Source organism: Pedobacter sp. D749 (genome assembly GCF_019317285.1).
In the GTDB taxonomy this organism is placed as follows: Bacteria; Bacteroidota; Bacteroidia; order Sphingobacteriales; family Sphingobacteriaceae; genus Pedobacter.
In genome coordinates this window covers 3452397-3471241 of record NZ_CP079218.1, presented here as the reverse complement: position 1 = coordinate 3471241, position 18845 = coordinate 3452397, and the positions used below count along the sequence as shown (strand labels likewise).

Here is an 18845-nt window from a genome sequence, read left to right as displayed (position 1 = left end):
CATCACTATGGAAAACTAACCGAATTTATTAAACCTGATTGATGTGGATACCGGCCTGTGTTTAAGGCCTGCAGGCGTATGAGCGAAAGCAGGACTGGCTTTAATTGAAATGCTGAGATTGCTTTTCTAAAATTATTTACTACAAATAGAGAAACTACTTAATCGAATAGTCCGAGGCCAGCGGTCCGGAGTCCGAAGTAGTTTAGCCAAGTCAATAATCACCTCCTAAGCAATCAACCATGAACGACCAAACTATTGACCAATAAACTAATTTTTCTTCAGTCCCTCGTACTTACCAATATTTGCCGGATCAATTTCTGCCAGCATATTATAGGCTTTCATGCGATCTTGTCCATTGAGTTTAGAAAGTACATTGGTTACTTCTTCGGCTTTGGTGGCAAAATAAACATTAGGGAAGATAGAGCCCAGTTTCTGCTTATCCATTTGTTGCAGTGCAGGTAGTGCGGCAACAATCTGCGTTAAACCTTTATCATTATCGGTTAGCTGATCAAGGCCACTTAAATGATAACTGTAAATGAAATTGCGGAGCTCGGCAAAAATGGGGTTTAAAACATTTTCGTTGAACCAAAAGCGGTTACGTAAGCCATCGGCTGCTCTCCAGCCGGTATTACCAGAGGCTTGTGCCAGGTTAATAATATTCTGTGCTTTTTTGTAAAAAGGAGTTCCACCCATTTTGCTAAAACTATCTTTATCCATCCCGATGATGGTATAAGCATAGTAGGTGAGGAGGGCACTGATATTGGAAATGAAATTTTGATCAGAGAAGTCGATTGTAGCGCCATCGTTGAAATTAAAATCGAAATTCTTATCACTCATATTTAACAAAGTGCTATTGTAAGAGCTGTTAAAAACCGGGCGACTGCTTTGAATCTGGGCTTCGGCAGTGTAACCAGAGCCGCCATCCCACGAATTAATCGTGATGATAAAACTACAGTCAATGCGCTCCTGAGGTTTGTAACTTTCGTTACTGAATTTGTTATTGTTTAAAAAATCGCGGATTGTTTTTTGCAAAGCATCTAAAGTTGGTTTGCTAATGTTCGAAACCTGGGGAGCCAGCAAAGTTACCCTCGCGTTTAACTCCTGCGCCTGCAGCTTCCCGAAACCAACCAATACCAATATCCAAACAATCTTTTTTATCATTTCGCAATTTTTAAAATGGCCGTACAAATATCTTTGGCAACTTCTGTTTTCGATTTCATATCAAAAATAGTCCGTTCTAAAGCTTTGTTAAAAATAGTAATTTTATTGGTATCTGATTTAAAACCTGCGCCCGTATCATTCAAAGAATTTAGAACAACCAGGTCAAGATTTTTCTTCTCCAGTTTGCCTTTTGCATAATTCTCTTCGTCATTAGTTTCTAAAGCAAAACCAACCAAAATCTGGGGTGTTTTTTTCGCCGCACCTAATGAAGCAAGTATATCCGTTGTTTTTTCCAGTTCCAAAACTAATCCGCTATCCTGTTTTTTAATTTTTTGGGTGGCAACCTGTTTGGGACGATAATCGGCTACGGCTGCGCACATTACCGTGATATCGCTTTCAGGGAAAACTGAAGTACAGGCATCGAACATTTCGCGGGCACTCACCACATCAATTCTTTTTAAACGTTGTCCAGCTTTTTGTGCAGTTGGTCCGGCAATTAAGGTAACCTCAGCACCCAGTTTCGCCAACTCATCAGCAATGGCAAAACCCATCTTACCTGAGGAATGGTTGCCTATAAAACGTACCGGATCTATAGCCTCGTAAGTAGGACCGGCGGTAACCATTACCTTTTTGCCATATAGCGGCATAGATTTTTTAATGGCATTATCCAGAAAAGAAACAATTTCTTCAGGTTCAGCCATTCGGCCTTCACCCCAAAGTCCGCTGGCCAATTCGCCATTGGCAGGAGCAATAACAGTATTCCCAAAACCAATAATACGTTCAATATTATTTTGGGTAGTTTCGTGTTTCCACATATCCAGGTCCATTGCAGGTGCAACATACACCGGGCATTTGGCTGAAAGATAAACAGCTGTTAATAAATTATCGCAGATTCCCGTTGCTAGTTTGGCTAAGGTATTAGCACTTACAGGAGCAATTATAATGAGATCGGCCCATAAGCCTAGCTCAACATGATTACTCCATACGCCTGTTTCTTCTTCGAAATATTGCGTGTAAACCGGGTTTTTAGAAAGCGTAGCAAGGGTAAGTGGTGTAATGAAATTAGCACCATCAGGGGTAAGAATAACCTTTACGTTTGCGCCAGCTTTTACAAGTAGCCGAACCAAAAATGCCGACTTATATGCTGCGATGCTGCCGCAAACGCCAAGGATTATATTTTTATTTTTTAGCATAATGCGCAGAGTACATAAGGCATGGAACATAGAGCGTAGTGCTAAACGCTTTGCCCTAAACGCTATGCGCTATGCAGTTACTTTTGTTCTTTAGCAGGATTTCTATGATAAATTTTTTCGTTTAAAAATTCATCAATAGCAACCAAAACAGGCTTCGGCATGCGCTCGTAGTGCTTGCTGATTTCAATCTGCTCGCGGTTTTCGAAAATTTCTTCCAAATTATCGTTGCTGGAAGCAAATTCTGCCAATTTACCGTGTAACTCTTCTTTAACGTTGTTCGAGATCTGATTTGCTCTTTTAGCAATTACAACTAATGATTCGTATAAGTTATCAGTAGTTTTATCTAAATCGTGTACGTTTCTTGTTACTGTAGTATTTGGTACAGCAGGTTTGTTAGTATTCATCTATTACTTGTTTTTAATATTCGTATTATCTGCATTAGTTGGTTTTGCAGAAACGGTATCTTTCAATTTACCGGTTCTGATTAGCATCTGCTTGTATTTTTCCTGATCGGCAGCATATAAGGCTAATTCTTGTTTGGTAGCCACAATTCCTGCTTCAACATCACCCTTAAGCGCCTTTGCATCCTTTGCAAATTTACTATCCGGGTGGTTTTCAGTAAACTCAGTATATAAAGCAAGCGCCTCATTATACCGGTCTTCCTGGCGGATGACATAGCTATTTTTAGCGTATAAATACTGCGCTTTGATCATCAAGAAATCCATTTCCTCAGCATATTTAATGTCCGGGTAATCTCTTTGTGCATTTTTTAAGGCAATAACTGCTGCTCTGTAATTATCTACATTACTAGGGCCTGTAGTTAAATACATTTTAGCATTTTCAAATGCTTTATCCTCCAGTTTGCCTCTTAGTACAGCAATATATTTGCCTGCAGCTGCAGCGCGGTCGCTGGTAGGGTATAAGTTGATAAATAATTGAAGCGCATCAATTGCTTTATAGGTATTTTCCTGATCTAAAGAGAAGCTTGGCGATTCTAAATAATAGCAATAAGCACCCATGTATCTCGCTTCTTCCGCATTCTTACTTGCCGGGTAGGTATCTGCAAAACTTTTAAACTGGTATCTTGCAGTAGTGTAATCACTTAATCTATATAAGGTATAAGCATAATAATAGTTCAGATCCTCAGCTTCTGCACGGCCACGATATTTTTGAGAAAGATCCTCAAAAAGAACTAATGCTTTACTGTAATCGCGTTTATTATACAAACGAAGCGCCTCCTGGTATTTTTTTGCAACGTCATTGCTCGCTCTCAATTTCTCGAAACGACTTTTACAACCCGCAATACCCAAAGCGGCAATAAATACTAAAATAATTAAGTGTTTAACTTTAAACATTCTGCAAAGATAATTAATAATACGATAACATCAATAAAAACAATTCGCCGCTAAGCTATGCAAAGCAATTCAGTAGAATATAACAGTTAACAATTTTTAACATATATATATATAAAGGTTAGCTTATATACTATATAGTATGCACTCTTTTTTTTAGTAAAGCAGTTGTTGTGCTACTATATACGTATGTTCCCGCTTTCCGTTTGTAGTGCCGGCGAGAAGCCGGCAGCTACCACTGCAATCGGGTTTAGGTGGCGGAGGGCAGGGGGGACTTACGAAGTTTCTAAAGGACATGTGCGGGGAACTTCGTAAGTCTTTAGATCAAACCTCGCAGGTTTCAAAAACCTGCGAGGTTTATAAGAGGCGAAAACACCCGATTTGTCAAAAAGTTTTGCTGGAGGCAAAACTTTTTCATGCTGTAAACCATCAACTTACACCAATCCATACAGGATTTGACAAATTTCCTTTGCGGAAGCGATAAAAAATCCTACTTTTGCATCCCGCTTCGGAGGAAGAGGTTAATAAACTGAAAAGGTGGTATAGAGATAGGAGAGTGGGATTTATTTTAAAATAAATATTGCTAAAGAGAAAAAGATTGCTACCTTTGCAGCCCGGTTCGGAAGAACGGGGAGCCAGTTAAACCTGGTATATTGAAAAGCAAATAAGGAAAGAATAAAGCTTGAAAAAATAAAATTTATTTTATTTGGAAGTTTGAAAAAGTTCCTTACCTTTGCACTCCCAACCGAAAGGAAGCGGGAAAATCAGAACGGCGGATGTCGGGAAGATAGAAAAAAAAGATTGAAGCTAAACAGAAACACGGGGAGACGAAGAAGACTTTTCCGAACTGAAGTTTAACGATATATAAAGTGATCGGCCGTGAGGTTTACCAGATCAATAAGTTCTTAAAAGAGATGTCAATGTAGCGTAGCGAGGTAATGGAGTACTGATCAAAGTACATGATTACGTAGCTTTATTTTAAAGGTGGTGTCTAACAGACAACATAACAAAAAAGAAGACTATTTTTAACAATAGTTAAAACTGGTCAGCATCTTACAACACATTTTACAATGGAGAGTTTGATCCTGGCTCAGGATGAACGCTAGCGGCAGGCCTAATACATGCAAGTCGAACGATATTTTCCAGCTTGCTGGAAGAAAAAGTGGCGCACGGGTGCGTAACGCGTATGCAACCTACCTTAATCTGGGGGATAGCCCGGAGAAATCCGGATTAACACCGCATAAAAACACAGGATAGCATTATCCAATGTTCAAATATTTATAGGATTGAGATGGGCATGCGTGTCATTAGCTAGTTGGCGGGGTAACGGCCCACCAAGGCGACGATGACTAGGGGATCTGAGAGGATGACCCCCCACACTGGTACTGAGACACGGACCAGACTCCTACGGGAGGCAGCAGTAAGGAATATTGGTCAATGGAGGCAACTCTGAACCAGCCATGCCGCGTGCAGGAAGACTGCCCTATGGGTTGTAAACTGCTTTTATCCGGGAATAAACCTCTTTACGTGTAGAGAGCTGAATGTACCGGAAGAATAAGGATCGGCTAACTCCGTGCCAGCAGCCGCGGTAATACGGAGGATCCAAGCGTTATCCGGATTTATTGGGTTTAAAGGGTGCGTAGGCGGCCTGTTAAGTCAGGGGTGAAAGACGGTAGCTCAACTATCGCAGTGCCCTTGATACTGATGGGCTTGAATGGACTAGAGGTAGGCGGAATGAGACAAGTAGCGGTGAAATGCATAGATATGTCTCAGAACACCGATTGCGAAGGCAGCTTACTATGGTCTTATTGACGCTGAGGCACGAAAGCGTGGGGATCAAACAGGATTAGATACCCTGGTAGTCCACGCCCTAAACGATGAACACTCGCTGTTGGCGATACACAGTCAGCGGCTAAGCGAAAGCGTTAAGTGTTCCACCTGGGGAGTACGGTCGCAAGATTGAAACTCAAAGGAATTGACGGGGGCCCGCACAAGCGGAGGAGCATGTGGTTTAATTCGATGATACGCGAGGAACCTTACCCGGGCTTGAAAGTTAGTGAATGATTTAGAGATAGATCAGTCCGCAAGGACACGAAACTAGGTGCTGCATGGCTGTCGTCAGCTCGTGCCGTGAGGTGTTGGGTTAAGTCCCGCAACGAGCGCAACCCCTATGTTTAGTTGCCAGCACGTTATGGTGGGGACTCTAAACAGACTGCCTGTGCAAACAGAGAGGAAGGAGGGGACGACGTCAAGTCATCATGGCCCTTACGTCCGGGGCTACACACGTGCTACAATGGATGGTACAGAGGGCAGCTACATAGCAATATGATGCGAATCTCACAAAGCCATTCACAGTTCGGATTGGGGTCTGCAACTCGACCCCATGAAGTTGGATTCGCTAGTAATCGCGTATCAGCAATGACGCGGTGAATACGTTCCCGGGCCTTGTACACACCGCCCGTCAAGCCATGGAAGTTGGGGGTACCTAAAGTATGTAACCGCAAGGAGCGTCCTAGGGTAAAACCGATAACTGGGGCTAAGTCGTAACAAGGTAGCCGTACCGGAAGGTGCGGCTGGAATACCTCCTTTCTGGAGTAGACTCACCTACTCGCCACGCAACATGATATTTCGATAAGGTAGAAGGTAATAAGGTAGAAGGCTTAAGGTCTTGATACTTGATACCATATACTTTATACTAAAAAGAGAAAAAAGAAACACCCAGAAGAAAACGGTGGGCTACTATAAAGGTAAGCTTAACGGAGACAAGAAGGGGAAGCCAAAGGAAGCAGTAGCGGTAAGATACTATATACTGCAAACAATGCTTACCTGGAATTAAGAAGTCCCGTAGCTCAGCCTGGTTAGAGCACTACACTGATAATGTAGGGGTCTCCAGTTCAAATCTGGACGGGACTACACATTTAAAATCCTTTTGGGGGATTAGCTCAGCTGGCTAGAGCGCCTGCCTTGCACGCAGGAGGTCAACGGTTCGACTCCGTTATTCTCCACATTTGAGCATTAAAGCTTAAAGACCAAAGCAGAAAGCTTTCAAAAAACAGAATACACACCTTATTATCGGGATAGATAATATACATTGACATAAAGATTAAGAAAAGAAGAAACGCCATGGGGCACATATATAGATATAATAATATCGAAATATGAAACGGTTCGAGACCGCAGTTTTTACTAATAAGGAATAAGCTATAGGCTTAGGTTAGGGCACATTAAACCCTACACCTTTATACCCTCAGCCTTATACCTTAATAAAGTTCTTTGACATATTGGAAGAAGTTAAAAAAGAAGAGCAAACAACAATAGGCGACTGTTGTGTTTGTGCTCACCAAGCAGAGTAGCAATACAAAGTGAGGTATGAGACATCATAACAAGAGCAAAAAAGCATACCATACGGCGCAAAAGGCGTATGAGTAGAAGAAAGTAATAAAGAGTACACGGGGGATGCCTTGGCTCTCAGAGGCGATGAAGGACGTGATAAGCTGCGATAAGCTTCGGGTATTTGCAAATAGGAATTAATCCGAAGATTTCCGAATGGGGCAACCCGGCATGTTGAAGACATGTCACATATAATGAGCAAACCTGCCGAACTGAAACATCTAAGTAAGCAGAGGAAGAGAAAATAACAATGATTTCCTAAGTAGTGGCGAGCGAAAGGGAAAGAGCCCAAACCTACTTTGTTACGGCAAAGTGGGGGTTGTAGGACTGCAACGTGGCATTAGCAAACAGAAGTGGAATGGGATGGGAAGCCCAGCGATACACGGTGATAGCCCGGTACACGTATAGAATGCTAGCCTAGCAGTATCCTGAGTACCGCGAGGTCGGAGACGCCTTGTGGGAATCTGCCGGCACCATCCGGTAAGGCTAAATACTCCTGAGAGACCGATAGTGAACCAGTACCGTGAGGGAAAGGTGAAAAGAACCCCGAACAGGGGAGTGAAATAGAACCTGAAACCGTGTACTTACAAGCGGTCGGAGCGTCCAGGTGGCGTGACGGCGTGCCTTTTGCATAATGAGCCTACGAGTTACTCTTCTCTGGCAAGGTTAAGTGCTTCAGGCACGGATCCGAAGCGAAAGCGAGTCTGAATAGGGCGTATAGTCAGAGGAGGTAGACGCGAAACCTTGTGATCTACCCATGGACAGGTTGAAGGTGCGGTAACACGTACTGGAGGACCGAACCGATAAACGTTGAAAAGTTTCCGGATGATCTGTGGGTAGGGGTGAAAGGCTAATCAAACTGGGAAATAGCTCGTACTCCCCGAAATGTTTTTAGGAACAGCGTCGACGTTGAGTTATATAGAGGTAGAGCTACTGATTGGGTGCGGGGGAGTCAAATCCTACCAAATCCAGACAAACTCCGAATGCTATATAATATAGTCGGCAGTGAGGCGCGGGGTGCTAAGGTCACGCGCCGAGAGGGAAAGAACCCAGACCATCAGCTAAGGTCCCCAAGTTACAGTTAAGTTGAACTAACGAGGTCCGATTGCACAGACAGCTAGGATGTTGGCTTGGAAGCAGCCATTCATTTAAAGAGTGCGTAACAGCTCACTAGTCGAGCGATCGGGCATGGATAATAAACGGGCATTAAATTGTACACCGAAGCTATGGGATTGAAATATATCGGTAGGGGAGCATTCTATCGGCAGCGAAGGTATCTGGTAATGGGTGCTGGAGCTTATAGAAAAGCAAATGTAGGCATAAGTAACGATAAGGCGGGCGAGAAACCCGCCCACCGAAAGGATAAGGTTTCCTGATCAACGCTAATCGGATCAGGGTTAGTCGGGACCTAAGGAGAACCCGAAGGGGAAATTCGATGGACAACGGGTTAATATTCCCGTACTTTTTATAACTGCGATGTGGGGACGGAGTAGTGACACTGCCGCGATCTGACGGAATAGATCGTTAAAGACAGTAGGTATTAGAACGGTAGGCAAATCCGCCGATCTAGCTGAAAGTCGATAGTACCAAGAGGCTTCGGCTAATTGGATAGCGCAGGTAATCAGACTTCCAAGAAAAACCGCTAAGCTTCAGGTTATAAAAACCCGTACCGCAAACCGACACAGGTATCCGGGAAGAGGATTCTAAGGTGCTCGAGTGAATCATGGCTAAGGAACTCGGCAAAATGGCCCTGTAACTTCGGGAGAAGGGGCGCTGGCAGCAATGTCAGCCGCAGTGAAAAGGCCCAGGCGACTGTTTAACAAAAACACATGGCTTTGCAAAATCGAAAGATGAAGTATAAGGCCTGACACCTGCCCGGTGCTGGAAGGTTAAGAGGGGATGTCATCGTAAGAGAAGCATTGAATCGAAGCCCCAGTAAACGGCGGCCGTAACTATAACGGTCCTAAGGTAGCGAAATTCCTTGTCGGGTAAGTTCCGACCTGCACGAATGGTGTAACGATCTGGGCGCTGTCTCAGCCATGAGCTCGGTGAAATTGTGGTCCCGGTGAAGACGCCGGGTACCCGCAACGGGACGGAAAGACCCCATGCACCTTCACTACAATTTAACATTGACATTGGATACAGGATGTGTAGGATAGGTGGGAGGCTTTGAAGCGGCGTCGCTAGGCGTCGTGGAGCCAACGTTGAAATACCACCCTTTCTGTATTCGGTGTCTAATCCCTCTAAGAGGGAGACATTGTTTGATGGGTAGTTTGACTGGGGTGGTCGCCTCCAAAAAGGTAACGGAGGCTTTCAAAGGTAAGCTCAGTACGCTTGGTAACCGTACGCGGAGTGCAATAGCATAAGCTTGCTTGACTGTGAGACAGACAAGTCGATCAGGGTCGAAAGACGGATATAGTGATCCGGTGGTTCTGCATGGAAGGGCCATCGCTCAAAGGATAAAAGGTACGCTGGGGATAACAGGCTGATCTCCCCCAAGAGCTCATATCGACGGGGAGGTTTGGCACCTCGATGTCGGCTCGTCACATCCTGGGGCTGGAGAAGGTCCCAAGGGTTCGGCTGTTCGCCGATTAAAGTGGCACGCGAGCTGGGTTCAGAACGTCGCGAGACAGTTCGGTCCCTATCTGTTGTGGGCGTAGGAATTTTGAGTGGGGCTGACCTTAGTACGAGAGGACCGGGTTGGACTAGCCTCTAGTGAATCTGTTGTTCCGCCAGGGGCATTGCAGAGTAGCTACGCTGGGAATAGATAAGCGCTGAAAGCATCTAAGTGCGAAACTAGCCACGAGATGAGAATTCCATATAGGACCGTAGAAGACTACTACGTTGATAGGCTATAGATGTAAAGCTGGCGACAGCACAGTCGAGTAGTACTAATCATCCGAAGCTTTCAAAGCAAACAGACTGTTGTTTGTTCTTCAAACTAACTTCTTTCAATACTGTTTAAGGTTTAAGGCGAAAGGCTTAAGGTTTAGGGATTCCCCTCCACCTTTATATCCTCTACCTTCTACCTCAATAAAATATTCAGGTGCCTATATCGGTGGTGTCCACCTCTTCCCATTCCGAACAGAGAAGTTAAGCCCACCAGAGCCGATGGTACTGCGGTAACACGTGGGAGAGTAGGTCGGTGCCAGATCTTAAAAAGAAACCCTTTAGCAGAAATGTTAAAGGGTTTTCTTGTTATATACAAGGCCTTGTGTTTTAGGGCCAGCGAAATTGAAATACTAAAAGGCTAAAAGCTGAAAGAGCAAAGAGCAAAGACCAAAGGTAGATTACGCTTTAGTCTTTAAGCTTTCTTCTTTAGTCTTAAATAAAAATATTCAGGTGCCTATATCGGTGGTGTCCACCTCTTCCCATTCCGAACAGAGCAGTTAAGCCCACCAGAGCCGATGGTACTGCGGTAACACGTGGGAGAGTAGGTCGGTGCCAGATCTTAAAAAGAAACCCCTCAACAGAAATGTTGGAGGGGTTTCTTGTTTTAATGGCTTTGTGAAGTATATTATTTAAAACTGTTAAAGCATTAAATGGGATTATGCAAAGGTTCTTTTCTTAATGTCCTTAATCCCTTAATGGTAAAGGGGCCATAAATTTTTCTCACCATTAAGGCGTTAAGCAAAGTTAAGGGTTTGCTCCCGCAGATCACGCTGATCTCCGCAGAGGCCATTCCATCATCCATTTTACATCTTACCTGTTTTCCTTCTTCTGTGCCAGCTTAAATAGCCCTGATGGGAGCGGTATCCCTTTTGGGAAAAGATGATTGATCGTTTATGTTAGAATGGTTTCCCAAAAGGATTGAGCGTACAGCAGGACCGAACGCAACCTAAATGCAGAGTAAACTGCGCTCCAAAAAAAATAAAAAGCAGGCTACTTTATAATTGTGACAAATCCAAACCTAATATATTGCTGCTATTGTGCTCCAAATTATCAAAATGAATGGTTCGATTAGATCTTATTCGTATCAGTTCAGATGATTTATTTATACCATTAAGCAGTTAAGAACGTTAAGATTTGTTCCCGCAGATTATGCAGATCTCCGCTGATTTTTACATCATATCTTACATCTCCCATCCCAGGTTCAATAGCCCTGATGGGAGTGAGCACGAGCCAATTCTTCATTGGCGGAGTAAAACGGATAGCAGGACAGAACCTAACCTAATGGTTACTGCTATTGCACTGCAAATAAGCTCGAAAGAGTTGCTTTATAACCTGGCAGCTTATATCGGGTTGGATCCGAATTATCCAAACTGAGACCAAAAAAAAGCTCATAATTTTAATAATTATAGATCTATCTAGCTTTGCGTTTAAACAATTACAAATTCTTTAGTTTTTTTCGAACAGTTTTGGCTTGTTACTGTTATAAACCGTGTAAATAAATATTGCCAAACCTTAATAGAACATAATTGGGAAAATTTCATATGTTTAGTTCAAAGATTTGATGCCTAATTATCTAAATCTAAAAAGGAATTAATATTTTGCAGCATTAATAAATTTAGATATGGCTTCGGGTTTTTTTGCAATTTTAGACGATATAAGTGCCTTAATGGATGACGTTGCTGTAACAGCAAAGGTGGCGGCAAAGAAGACGGCTGGTATTTTAGGAGATGATTTAGCCGTAAACGCAGAAAAATCGACAGGTTTTCTTTCTTCCAGGGAGTTGCCGGTACTATGGGCAATCACCAAAGGTTCTTTGGTAAATAAACTCATTATTGTTCCAATTGCCTTACTGCTCAATATTTTTTTTCCGGTTGCAATTAAAGTAATTCTGATACTGGGTGGCTTATATTTGGCGTATGAAGGGGTAGAAAAAGTTGTTGAATATTTTTTCCATCGTACTAAGCCATCACATGTTGAAGCTAAAGAAGTGATTGAAGAAGGTGATGCAGCAGAAAAGACAAAAATTAGGTCTGCTATTACCACTGATTTTATACTGTCGATAGAAATTGTCATTATAGCACTGGGGAGTGTTTTGGATGAAAAGCTCGCCATTCAGATTATGACCGTTTCAGTGGTGGCATTATTAGCTACAATTGGTGTTTACGGAATCGTTGCGCTTATTGTCAGAATGGATGATGCCGGCTACCGCTTGGTGAAAGCCTCCGGCGATAAAGGTATTTTTTCAGTAATCGGAAAAATACTGGTTAAATCGCTGCCCGTTATTATCAAAATTTTAAGTATTGTAGGAACGGTTGCACTGATATTGGTGTCGGGAGGAATCTTTGCACATAATATTGATTTTCTTCATCATATTTTTCCTTCTTTTCCATCAATACTTAGAGAATTCGCTTTTGGATTAATAGTTGGACTGGCTTCGGTTCTTGTTGTGATTGTAGTTAAAAAGATTTTAGTTATTATCAGACATAAGTAAGGGGAAATTAATCCATTTTCAATATTAGTTTAATGTTTGAAAATCAGCTTTCCTACAGCTAAACAATGATGGAACTACTACTTTTCAAAGGTTTTTCAGCAAAGCAGTTTGTTGTGCTATTATATAAGTGCGTTCCCGCTTTCCGTTTGTAGTGCCGGCGTGAAGCCGGCAGCTACCACTTCAATCGGGTTTAGGTGGGCGGGGGCAGGAGTAACTTACGAAGTTTCTAATGGCAGGGTGCAGGGAAACTCGTAAGTTTTTAGGTCAAACCTCGCAGGTTTTTAAAACCTACGAGGTTTATAAGGAGGTGTAAACATTCAATTCTTGAAAAAGTTTTGCCGGAGGTAAAAATTTTCCTACTGAAAACCATCAACTTACGTTAAACCCTTCGTTATTCCATAAAAAACCTTTGGTGTTATACAGAATTTTCCTACTTTTGCATCCCGCTTCGGAGGAAGAGGTTAATAAACTGAAAAGGTGGTATAGAGATAGGAGAGTGGGATTTATTTTAAAATAAATGTTGCGGATGAGAAAAAGATTGCTACCTTTGCAGCCCGGTTCGGAAGAACGGGGAGCCAGTTAAACCTGGTGTATTGAAAAGCAAATAAGGAAAGAATAAAGCTTCAAAAATAAAATTTATTTTATTTGGAAGTTTAAAAAAGTTCCTTACCTTTGCACTCCCAACCGAAAGGAAGCGGGAAAATCGGAACGGCGGATGTCGGGAAGGTAGAAAAAAAAGATTGAAACAGACGTAAACACGTTTAAGACTAACAAGACTTGAACGAACTGAAGTTTGAAGATATATAAGTGATCGGCCGTGAGGTTTACCAGATCAGAAAGTTCTTAAAAGAGATGTCAATGTAGCGTAGCGAGGTAATGGAGTACTGATCAAAGTACATGATTACGTAGCTTTATTTTAAAGGTGGTGTCTAACAGACAACATAACAAAAAAGAAGACTATTTTTAACAATAGTTAAAACTGGTCAGCATCTTACAACACATTTTACAATGGAGAGTTTGATCCTGGCTCAGGATGAACGCTAGCGGCAGGCCTAATACATGCAAGTCGAACGATATTTTCCAGCTTGCTGGAAGAAAAAGTGGCGCACGGGTGCGTAACGCGTATGCAACCTACCTTAATCTGGGGGATAGCCCGGAGAAATCCGGATTAACACCGCATAAAAACACAGGATAGCATTATCCAATGTTCAAATATTTATAGGATTGAGATGGGCATGCGTGTCATTAGCTAGTTGGCGGGGTAACGGCCCACCAAGGCGACGATGACTAGGGGATCTGAGAGGATGACCCCCCACACTGGTACTGAGACACGGACCAGACTCCTACGGGAGGCAGCAGTAAGGAATATTGGTCAATGGAGGCAACTCTGAACCAGCCATGCCGCGTGCAGGAAGACTGCCCTATGGGTTGTAAACTGCTTTTATCCGGGAATAAACCTCTTTACGTGTAGAGAGCTGAATGTACCGGAAGAATAAGGATCGGCTAACTCCGTGCCAGCAGCCGCGGTAATACGGAGGATCCAAGCGTTATCCGGATTTATTGGGTTTAAAGGGTGCGTAGGCGGCCTGTTAAGTCAGGGGTGAAAGACGGTAGCTCAACTATCGCAGTGCCCTTGATACTGATGGGCTTGAATGGACTAGAGGTAGGCGGAATGAGACAAGTAGCGGTGAAATGCATAGATATGTCTCAGAACACCGATTGCGAAGGCAGCTTACTATGGTCTTATTGACGCTGAGGCACGAAAGCGTGGGGATCAAACAGGATTAGATACCCTGGTAGTCCACGCCCTAAACGATGAACACTCGCTGTTGGCGATACACAGTCAGCGGCTAAGCGAAAGCGTTAAGTGTTCCACCTGGGGAGTACGGTCGCAAGATTGAAACTCAAAGGAATTGACGGGGGCCCGCACAAGCGGAGGAGCATGTGGTTTAATTCGATGATACGCGAGGAACCTTACCCGGGCTTGAAAGTTAGTGAATGATTTAGAGATAGATCAGTCCGCAAGGACACGAAACTAGGTGCTGCATGGCTGTCGTCAGCTCGTGCCGTGAGGTGTTGGGTTAAGTCCCGCAACGAGCGCAACCCCTATGTTTAGTTGCCAGCACGTTATGGTGGGGACTCTAAACAGACTGCCTGTGCAAACAGAGAGGAAGGAGGGGACGACGTCAAGTCATCATGGCCCTTACGTCCGGGGCTACACACGTGCTACAATGGATGGTACAGAGGGCAGCTACATAGCAATATGATGCGAATCTCACAAAGCCATTCACAGTTCGGATTGGGGTCTGCAACTCGACCCCATGAAGTTGGATTCGCTAGTAATCGCGTATCAGCAATGACGCGGTGAATACGTTCCCGGGCCTTGTACACACCGCCCGTCAAGCCATGGAAGTTGGGGGTACCTAAAGTATGTAACCGCAAGGAGCGTCCTAGGGTAAAACCGATAACTGGGGCTAAGTCGTAACAAGGTAGCCGTACCGGAAGGTGCGGCTGGAATACCTCCTTTCTGGAGTAGACTCACCTACTCGCCACGCAACATGATATTTCGATAAGGTAGAAGGTAATAAGGTAGAAGGCTTAAGGTCTTGATACTTGATACCATATACTTTATACTAAAAAGAGAAAAAAGAAACACCCAGAAGAAAACGGTGGGCTACTATAAAGGTAAGCTTAACGGAGACAAGAAGGGGAAGCCAAAGGAAGCAGTAGCGGTAAGATACTATATACTGCAAACAATGCTTACCTGGAATTAAGAAGTCCCGTAGCTCAGCCTGGTTAGAGCACTACACTGATAATGTAGGGGTCTCCAGTTCAAATCTGGACGGGACTACACATTTAAAATCCTTTTGGGGGATTAGCTCAGCTGGCTAGAGCGCCTGCCTTGCACGCAGGAGGTCAACGGTTCGACTCCGTTATTCTCCACATTTGAGCATTAAAGCTTAAAGACCAAAGCAGAAAGCTTTCAAAAAACAGAATACACACCTTATTATCGGGATAGATAATATACATTGACATAAAGATTAAGAAAAGAAGAAACGCCATGGGGCACATATATAGATATAATAATATCGAAATATGAAACGGTTCGAGACCGCAGTTTTTACTAATAAGGAATAAGCTATAGGCTTAGGTTAGGGCACATTAAACCCTACACCTTTATACCCTCAGCCTTATACCTTAATAAAGTTCTTTGACATATTGGAAGAAGTTAAAAAAGAAGAGCAAACAACAATAGGCGACTGTTGTGTTTGTGCTCACCAAGCAGAGTAGCAATACAAAGTGAGGTATGAGACATCATAACAAGAGCAAAAAAGCATACCATACGGCGCAAAAGGCGTATGAGTAGAAGAAAGTAATAAAGAGTACACGGGGGATGCCTTGGCTCTCAGAGGCGATGAAGGACGTGATAAGCTGCGATAAGCTTCGGGTATTTGCAAATAGGAATTAATCCGAAGATTTCCGAATGGGGCAACCCGGCATGTTGAAGACATGTCACATATAATGAGCAAACCTGCCGAACTGAAACATCTAAGTAAGCAGAGGAAGAGAAAATAACAATGATTTCCTAAGTAGTGGCGAGCGAAAGGGAAAGAGCCCAAACCTACTTTGTTACGGCAAAGTGGGGGTTGTAGGACTGCAACGTGGCATTAGCAAACAGAAGTGGAATGGGATGGGAAGCCCAGCGATACACGGTGATAGCCCGGTACACGTATAGAATGCTAGCCTAGCAGTATCCTGAGTACCGCGAGGTCGGAGACGCCTTGTGGGAATCTGCCGGCACCATCCGGTAAGGCTAAATACTCCTGAGAGACCGATAGTGAACCAGTACCGTGAGGGAAAGGTGAAAAGAACCCCGAACAGGGGAGTGAAATAGAACCTGAAACCGTGTACTTACAAGCGGTCGGAGCGTCCAGGTGGCGTGACGGCGTGCCTTTTGCATAATGAGCCTACGAGTTACTCTTCTCTGGCAAGGTTAAGTGCTTCAGGCACGGATCCGAAGCGAAAGCGAGTCTGAATAGGGCGTATAGTCAGAGGAGGTAGACGCGAAACCTTGTGATCTACCCATGGACAGGTTGAAGGTGCGGTAACACGTACTGGAGGACCGAACCGATAAACGTTGAAAAGTTTCCGGATGATCTGTGGGTAGGGGTGAAAGGCTAATCAAACTGGGAAATAGCTCGTACTCCCCGAAATGTTTTTAGGAACAGCGTCGACGTTGAGTTATATAGAGGTAGAGCTACTGATTGGGTGCGGGGGAGTCAAATCCTACCAAATCCAGACAAACTCCGAATGCTATATAATATAGTCGGCAGTGAGGCGCGGGGTGCTAAGGTCACGCGCCGAGAGGGAAAGAACCCAGACCATCAGCTAAGGTCCCCAAGTTACAGTTAAGTTGAACTAACGAGGTCCGATTGCACAGACAGCTAGGATGTTGGCTTGGAAGCAGCCATTCATTTAAAGAGTGCGTAACAGCTCACTAGTCGAGCGATCGGGCATGGATAATAAACGGGCATTAAATTGTACACCGAAGCTATGGGATTGAAATATATCGGTAGGGGAGCATTCTATCGGCAGCGAAGGTATCTGGTAATGGGTGCTGGAGCTTATAGAAAAGCAAATGTAGGCATAAGTAACGATAAGGCGGGCGAGAAACCCGCCCACCGAAAGGATAAGGTTTCCTGATCAACGCTAATCGGATCAGGGTTAGTCGGGACCTAAGGAGAACCCGAAGGGGAAATTCGATGGACAACGGGTTAATATTCCCGTACTTTTTATAACTGCGATGTGGGGACGGAGTAGTGACACTGCCGCGATCTGACGGAATAGATCGTTAAAGACAGTAGGTATTAGAACGGTAGGCAAATCCGCCGATCTAGCTGAAAGTCGATAGTACCAAGAGGCTTCGGCTAATTGGATAGCGCAGGTAATCAGACTTCCAAGAAAAACCGCTAAGCTTCAGGTTATAAAAACCCGTACCGCAAACCGACACAGGTATCCGGGAAGAGGATTCTAAGGTGCTCGAGTGAATCATGGCTAAGGAACTCGGCAAAATGGCCCTGTAACTTCGGGAGAAGGGGCGCTGGCAGCAATGTCAGCCGCAGTGAAAAGGCCCAGGCGACTGTTTAACAAAAACACATGGCTTTGCAAAATCGAAAGATGAAGTATAAGGCCTGACACCTGCCCGGTGCTGGAAGGTTAAGAGGGGATGTCATCGTAAGAGAAGCATTGAATCGAAGCCCCAGTAAACGGCGGCCGTAACTATAACGGTCCTAAGGTAGCGAAATTCCTTGTCGGGTAAGTTCCGACCTGCACGAATGGTGTAACGATCTGGGCGCTGTCTCAGCCATGAGCTCGGTGAAATTGTGGTCCCGGTGAAGACGCCGGGTACCCGCAACGGGACGGAAAGACCCCATGCACCTTCACTACAATTTAACATTGACATTGGATACAGGATGTGTAGGATAGGTGGGAGGCTTTGAAGCGGCGTCGCTAGGCGTCGTGGAGCCAACGTTGAAATACCACCCTTTCTGTATTCGGTGTCTAATCCCTCTAAGAGGGAGACATTGTTTGATGGGTAGTTTGACTGGGGTGGTCGCCTCCAAAAAGGTAACGGAGGCTTTCAAAGGTAAGCTCAGTACGCTTGGTAACCGTACGCGGAGTGCAATAGCATAAGCTTGCTTGACTGTGAGACAGACAAGTCGATCAGGGTCGAAAGACGGATATAGTGATCCGGTGGTTCTGCATGGAAGGGCCATCGCTCAAAGGATAAAAGGTACGCTGGGGATAACAGGCTGATCTCCCCCAAGAGCTCATATCGACGGGGAGGTTTGGCACCTCGATGTCGGCTCGTCACATCCTGGGGCTGGAGAAGGTCCCAAGGGTTCGGCTGTTCGCCGATTAAAGTGGCACGCGAGCTGGGTTCAGAACGTCGCGAGACAGTTCGGTCCCTATCTGTTGTGGGCGTAGGAATTTTGAGTGGGGCTGACCTTAGTACGAGAGGACCGGGTTGGACTAGCCTCTAGTGAATCTGTTGTTCCGCCAGGGGCATTGCAGAGTAGCTACGCTGGGAATAGATAAGCGCTGAAAGCATCTAAGTGCGAAACTAGCCACGAGATGAGAATTCCATATAGGACCGTAGAAGACTACTACGTTGATAGGCTATAGATGTAAAGCTGGCGACAGCACAGTCGAGTAGTACTAATCATCCGAAGCTTTCAAAGCAAACAGACTGTTGTTTGTTCTTCAAACTAACTTCTTTCAATACTGTTTAAGGTTTAAGGCGAAAGGCTTAAGGTTTAGGGATTCCCCTCCACCTTTATATCCTCTACCTTCTACCTCAATAAA

The 18845-nt window shown here is 44.3% G+C and carries 5 protein-coding genes, 4 tRNA genes and 6 rRNA genes; 11 read left to right on the top strand and 4 right to left on the bottom strand.

Annotated features, from left to right (window positions below):
- Positions 1-267: 267 nt before the first annotated feature.
- From KYH19_RS13965 to KYH19_RS13950, 4 genes are all read right to left on the bottom strand, one after another.
- Positions 268-1161: a DUF4835 family protein gene (locus KYH19_RS13965; RefSeq protein ID WP_132404321.1), complete on the bottom strand. Its 894-nt coding sequence runs from the start codon at positions 1159-1161 to the stop codon at positions 268-270.
- On the bottom strand, positions 1158-2354 hold the full coding sequence (gene coaBC, locus KYH19_RS13960; protein ID WP_219075564.1) for a bifunctional phosphopantothenoylcysteine decarboxylase/phosphopantothenate--cysteine ligase CoaBC: 1197 nt from the start codon (positions 2352-2354) through the stop codon (positions 1158-1160). The genes KYH19_RS13965 and coaBC overlap by 4 nt, the downstream gene beginning before the upstream one ends.
- Positions 2355-2431: 77 nt before the next feature.
- Positions 2432-2758, bottom strand: a complete 327-nt coding sequence (locus KYH19_RS13955) for a DNA-directed RNA polymerase subunit omega (RefSeq protein WP_025145617.1) — start codon at positions 2756-2758, stop codon at positions 2432-2434.
- A gap of 3 nt (positions 2759-2761) precedes the next feature.
- Positions 2762-3709 carry an outer membrane protein assembly factor BamD gene (locus tag KYH19_RS13950; RefSeq protein ID WP_132404324.1) on the bottom strand — a complete coding sequence of 316 codons (948 nt, stop codon included), beginning with the start codon at positions 3707-3709 and terminating at the stop codon, positions 2762-2764.
- Positions 3710-4773: 1064 nt separating this feature from the next.
- Here KYH19_RS13950 and KYH19_RS13945 point away from each other — a divergent pair.
- The 11 genes from KYH19_RS13945 to KYH19_RS13895 all read left to right on the top strand — a co-directional run bounded on the left by KYH19_RS13945 (position 4774) and on the right by KYH19_RS13895 (position 18721).
- Positions 4774-6295 (top strand): 16S ribosomal RNA (locus tag KYH19_RS13945).
- A 249-nt stretch (positions 6296-6544) separates the two neighbouring features.
- Positions 6545-6619, top strand: a tRNA-Ile gene (locus KYH19_RS13940).
- A gap of 18 nt (positions 6620-6637) precedes the next feature.
- Positions 6638-6711 (top strand) — tRNA-Ala (locus KYH19_RS13935).
- Between the two features lie 424 nt (positions 6712-7135).
- Positions 7136-10010, top strand: a 23S ribosomal RNA gene (locus tag KYH19_RS13930).
- A gap of 128 nt (positions 10011-10138) precedes the next feature.
- Positions 10139-10250: ribosomal RNA gene (rrf, locus tag KYH19_RS13925) — 5S ribosomal RNA — on the top strand.
- Positions 10251-10434: 184 nt separating this feature from the next.
- A 5S ribosomal RNA gene (rrf, locus tag KYH19_RS13920) occupies positions 10435-10546 on the top strand.
- Together the 16S, 23S and 5S rRNA genes with 2 tRNA genes alongside form the textbook arrangement of a ribosomal RNA operon.
- 1063 nt (positions 10547-11609) lie before the next feature.
- Positions 11610-12479 carry a DUF808 domain-containing protein gene (locus KYH19_RS13915; RefSeq protein WP_219075563.1) on the top strand — a complete coding sequence of 290 codons (870 nt, stop codon included), beginning with the start codon at positions 11610-11612 and terminating at the stop codon, positions 12477-12479.
- Positions 12480-13484: 1005 nt separating this feature from the next.
- A 16S ribosomal RNA gene (locus tag KYH19_RS13910) occupies positions 13485-15006 on the top strand.
- A 249-nt stretch (positions 15007-15255) separates the two neighbouring features.
- Positions 15256-15330: transfer RNA gene (locus KYH19_RS13905), tRNA-Ile, on the top strand.
- 18 nt (positions 15331-15348) lie between these two features.
- Positions 15349-15422 (top strand) — tRNA-Ala (locus KYH19_RS13900).
- A 424-nt stretch (positions 15423-15846) separates the two neighbouring features.
- Positions 15847-18721, top strand: a 23S ribosomal RNA gene (locus KYH19_RS13895).
- The last annotated feature ends 124 nt before the right edge of the window (positions 18722-18845 follow it).

Bases quoted from the DNA above. Each gene is read 5' to 3' on its own strand.
- KYH19_RS13965 (WP_132404321.1), bottom strand. From the start codon at position 1,161: ATGATAAAAAAGATTGTTTGGATATTGGTATTGGTTGGTTTCGGGAAG.
- coaBC (WP_219075564.1), bottom strand. From the start codon at position 2,354: ATGCTAAAAAATAAAAATATAATCCTTGGCGTTTGCGGCAGCATCGCA.
- KYH19_RS13955 (WP_025145617.1), bottom strand. From the start codon at position 2,758: ATGAATACTAACAAACCTGCTGTACCAAATACTACAGTAACAAGAAAC.
- KYH19_RS13950 (WP_132404324.1), bottom strand. From the start codon at position 3,709: ATGTTTAAAGTTAAACACTTAATTATTTTAGTATTTATTGCCGCTTTG.
- KYH19_RS13915 (WP_219075563.1), top strand. From the start codon at position 11,610: ATGGCTTCGGGTTTTTTTGCAATTTTAGACGATATAAGTGCCTTAATG.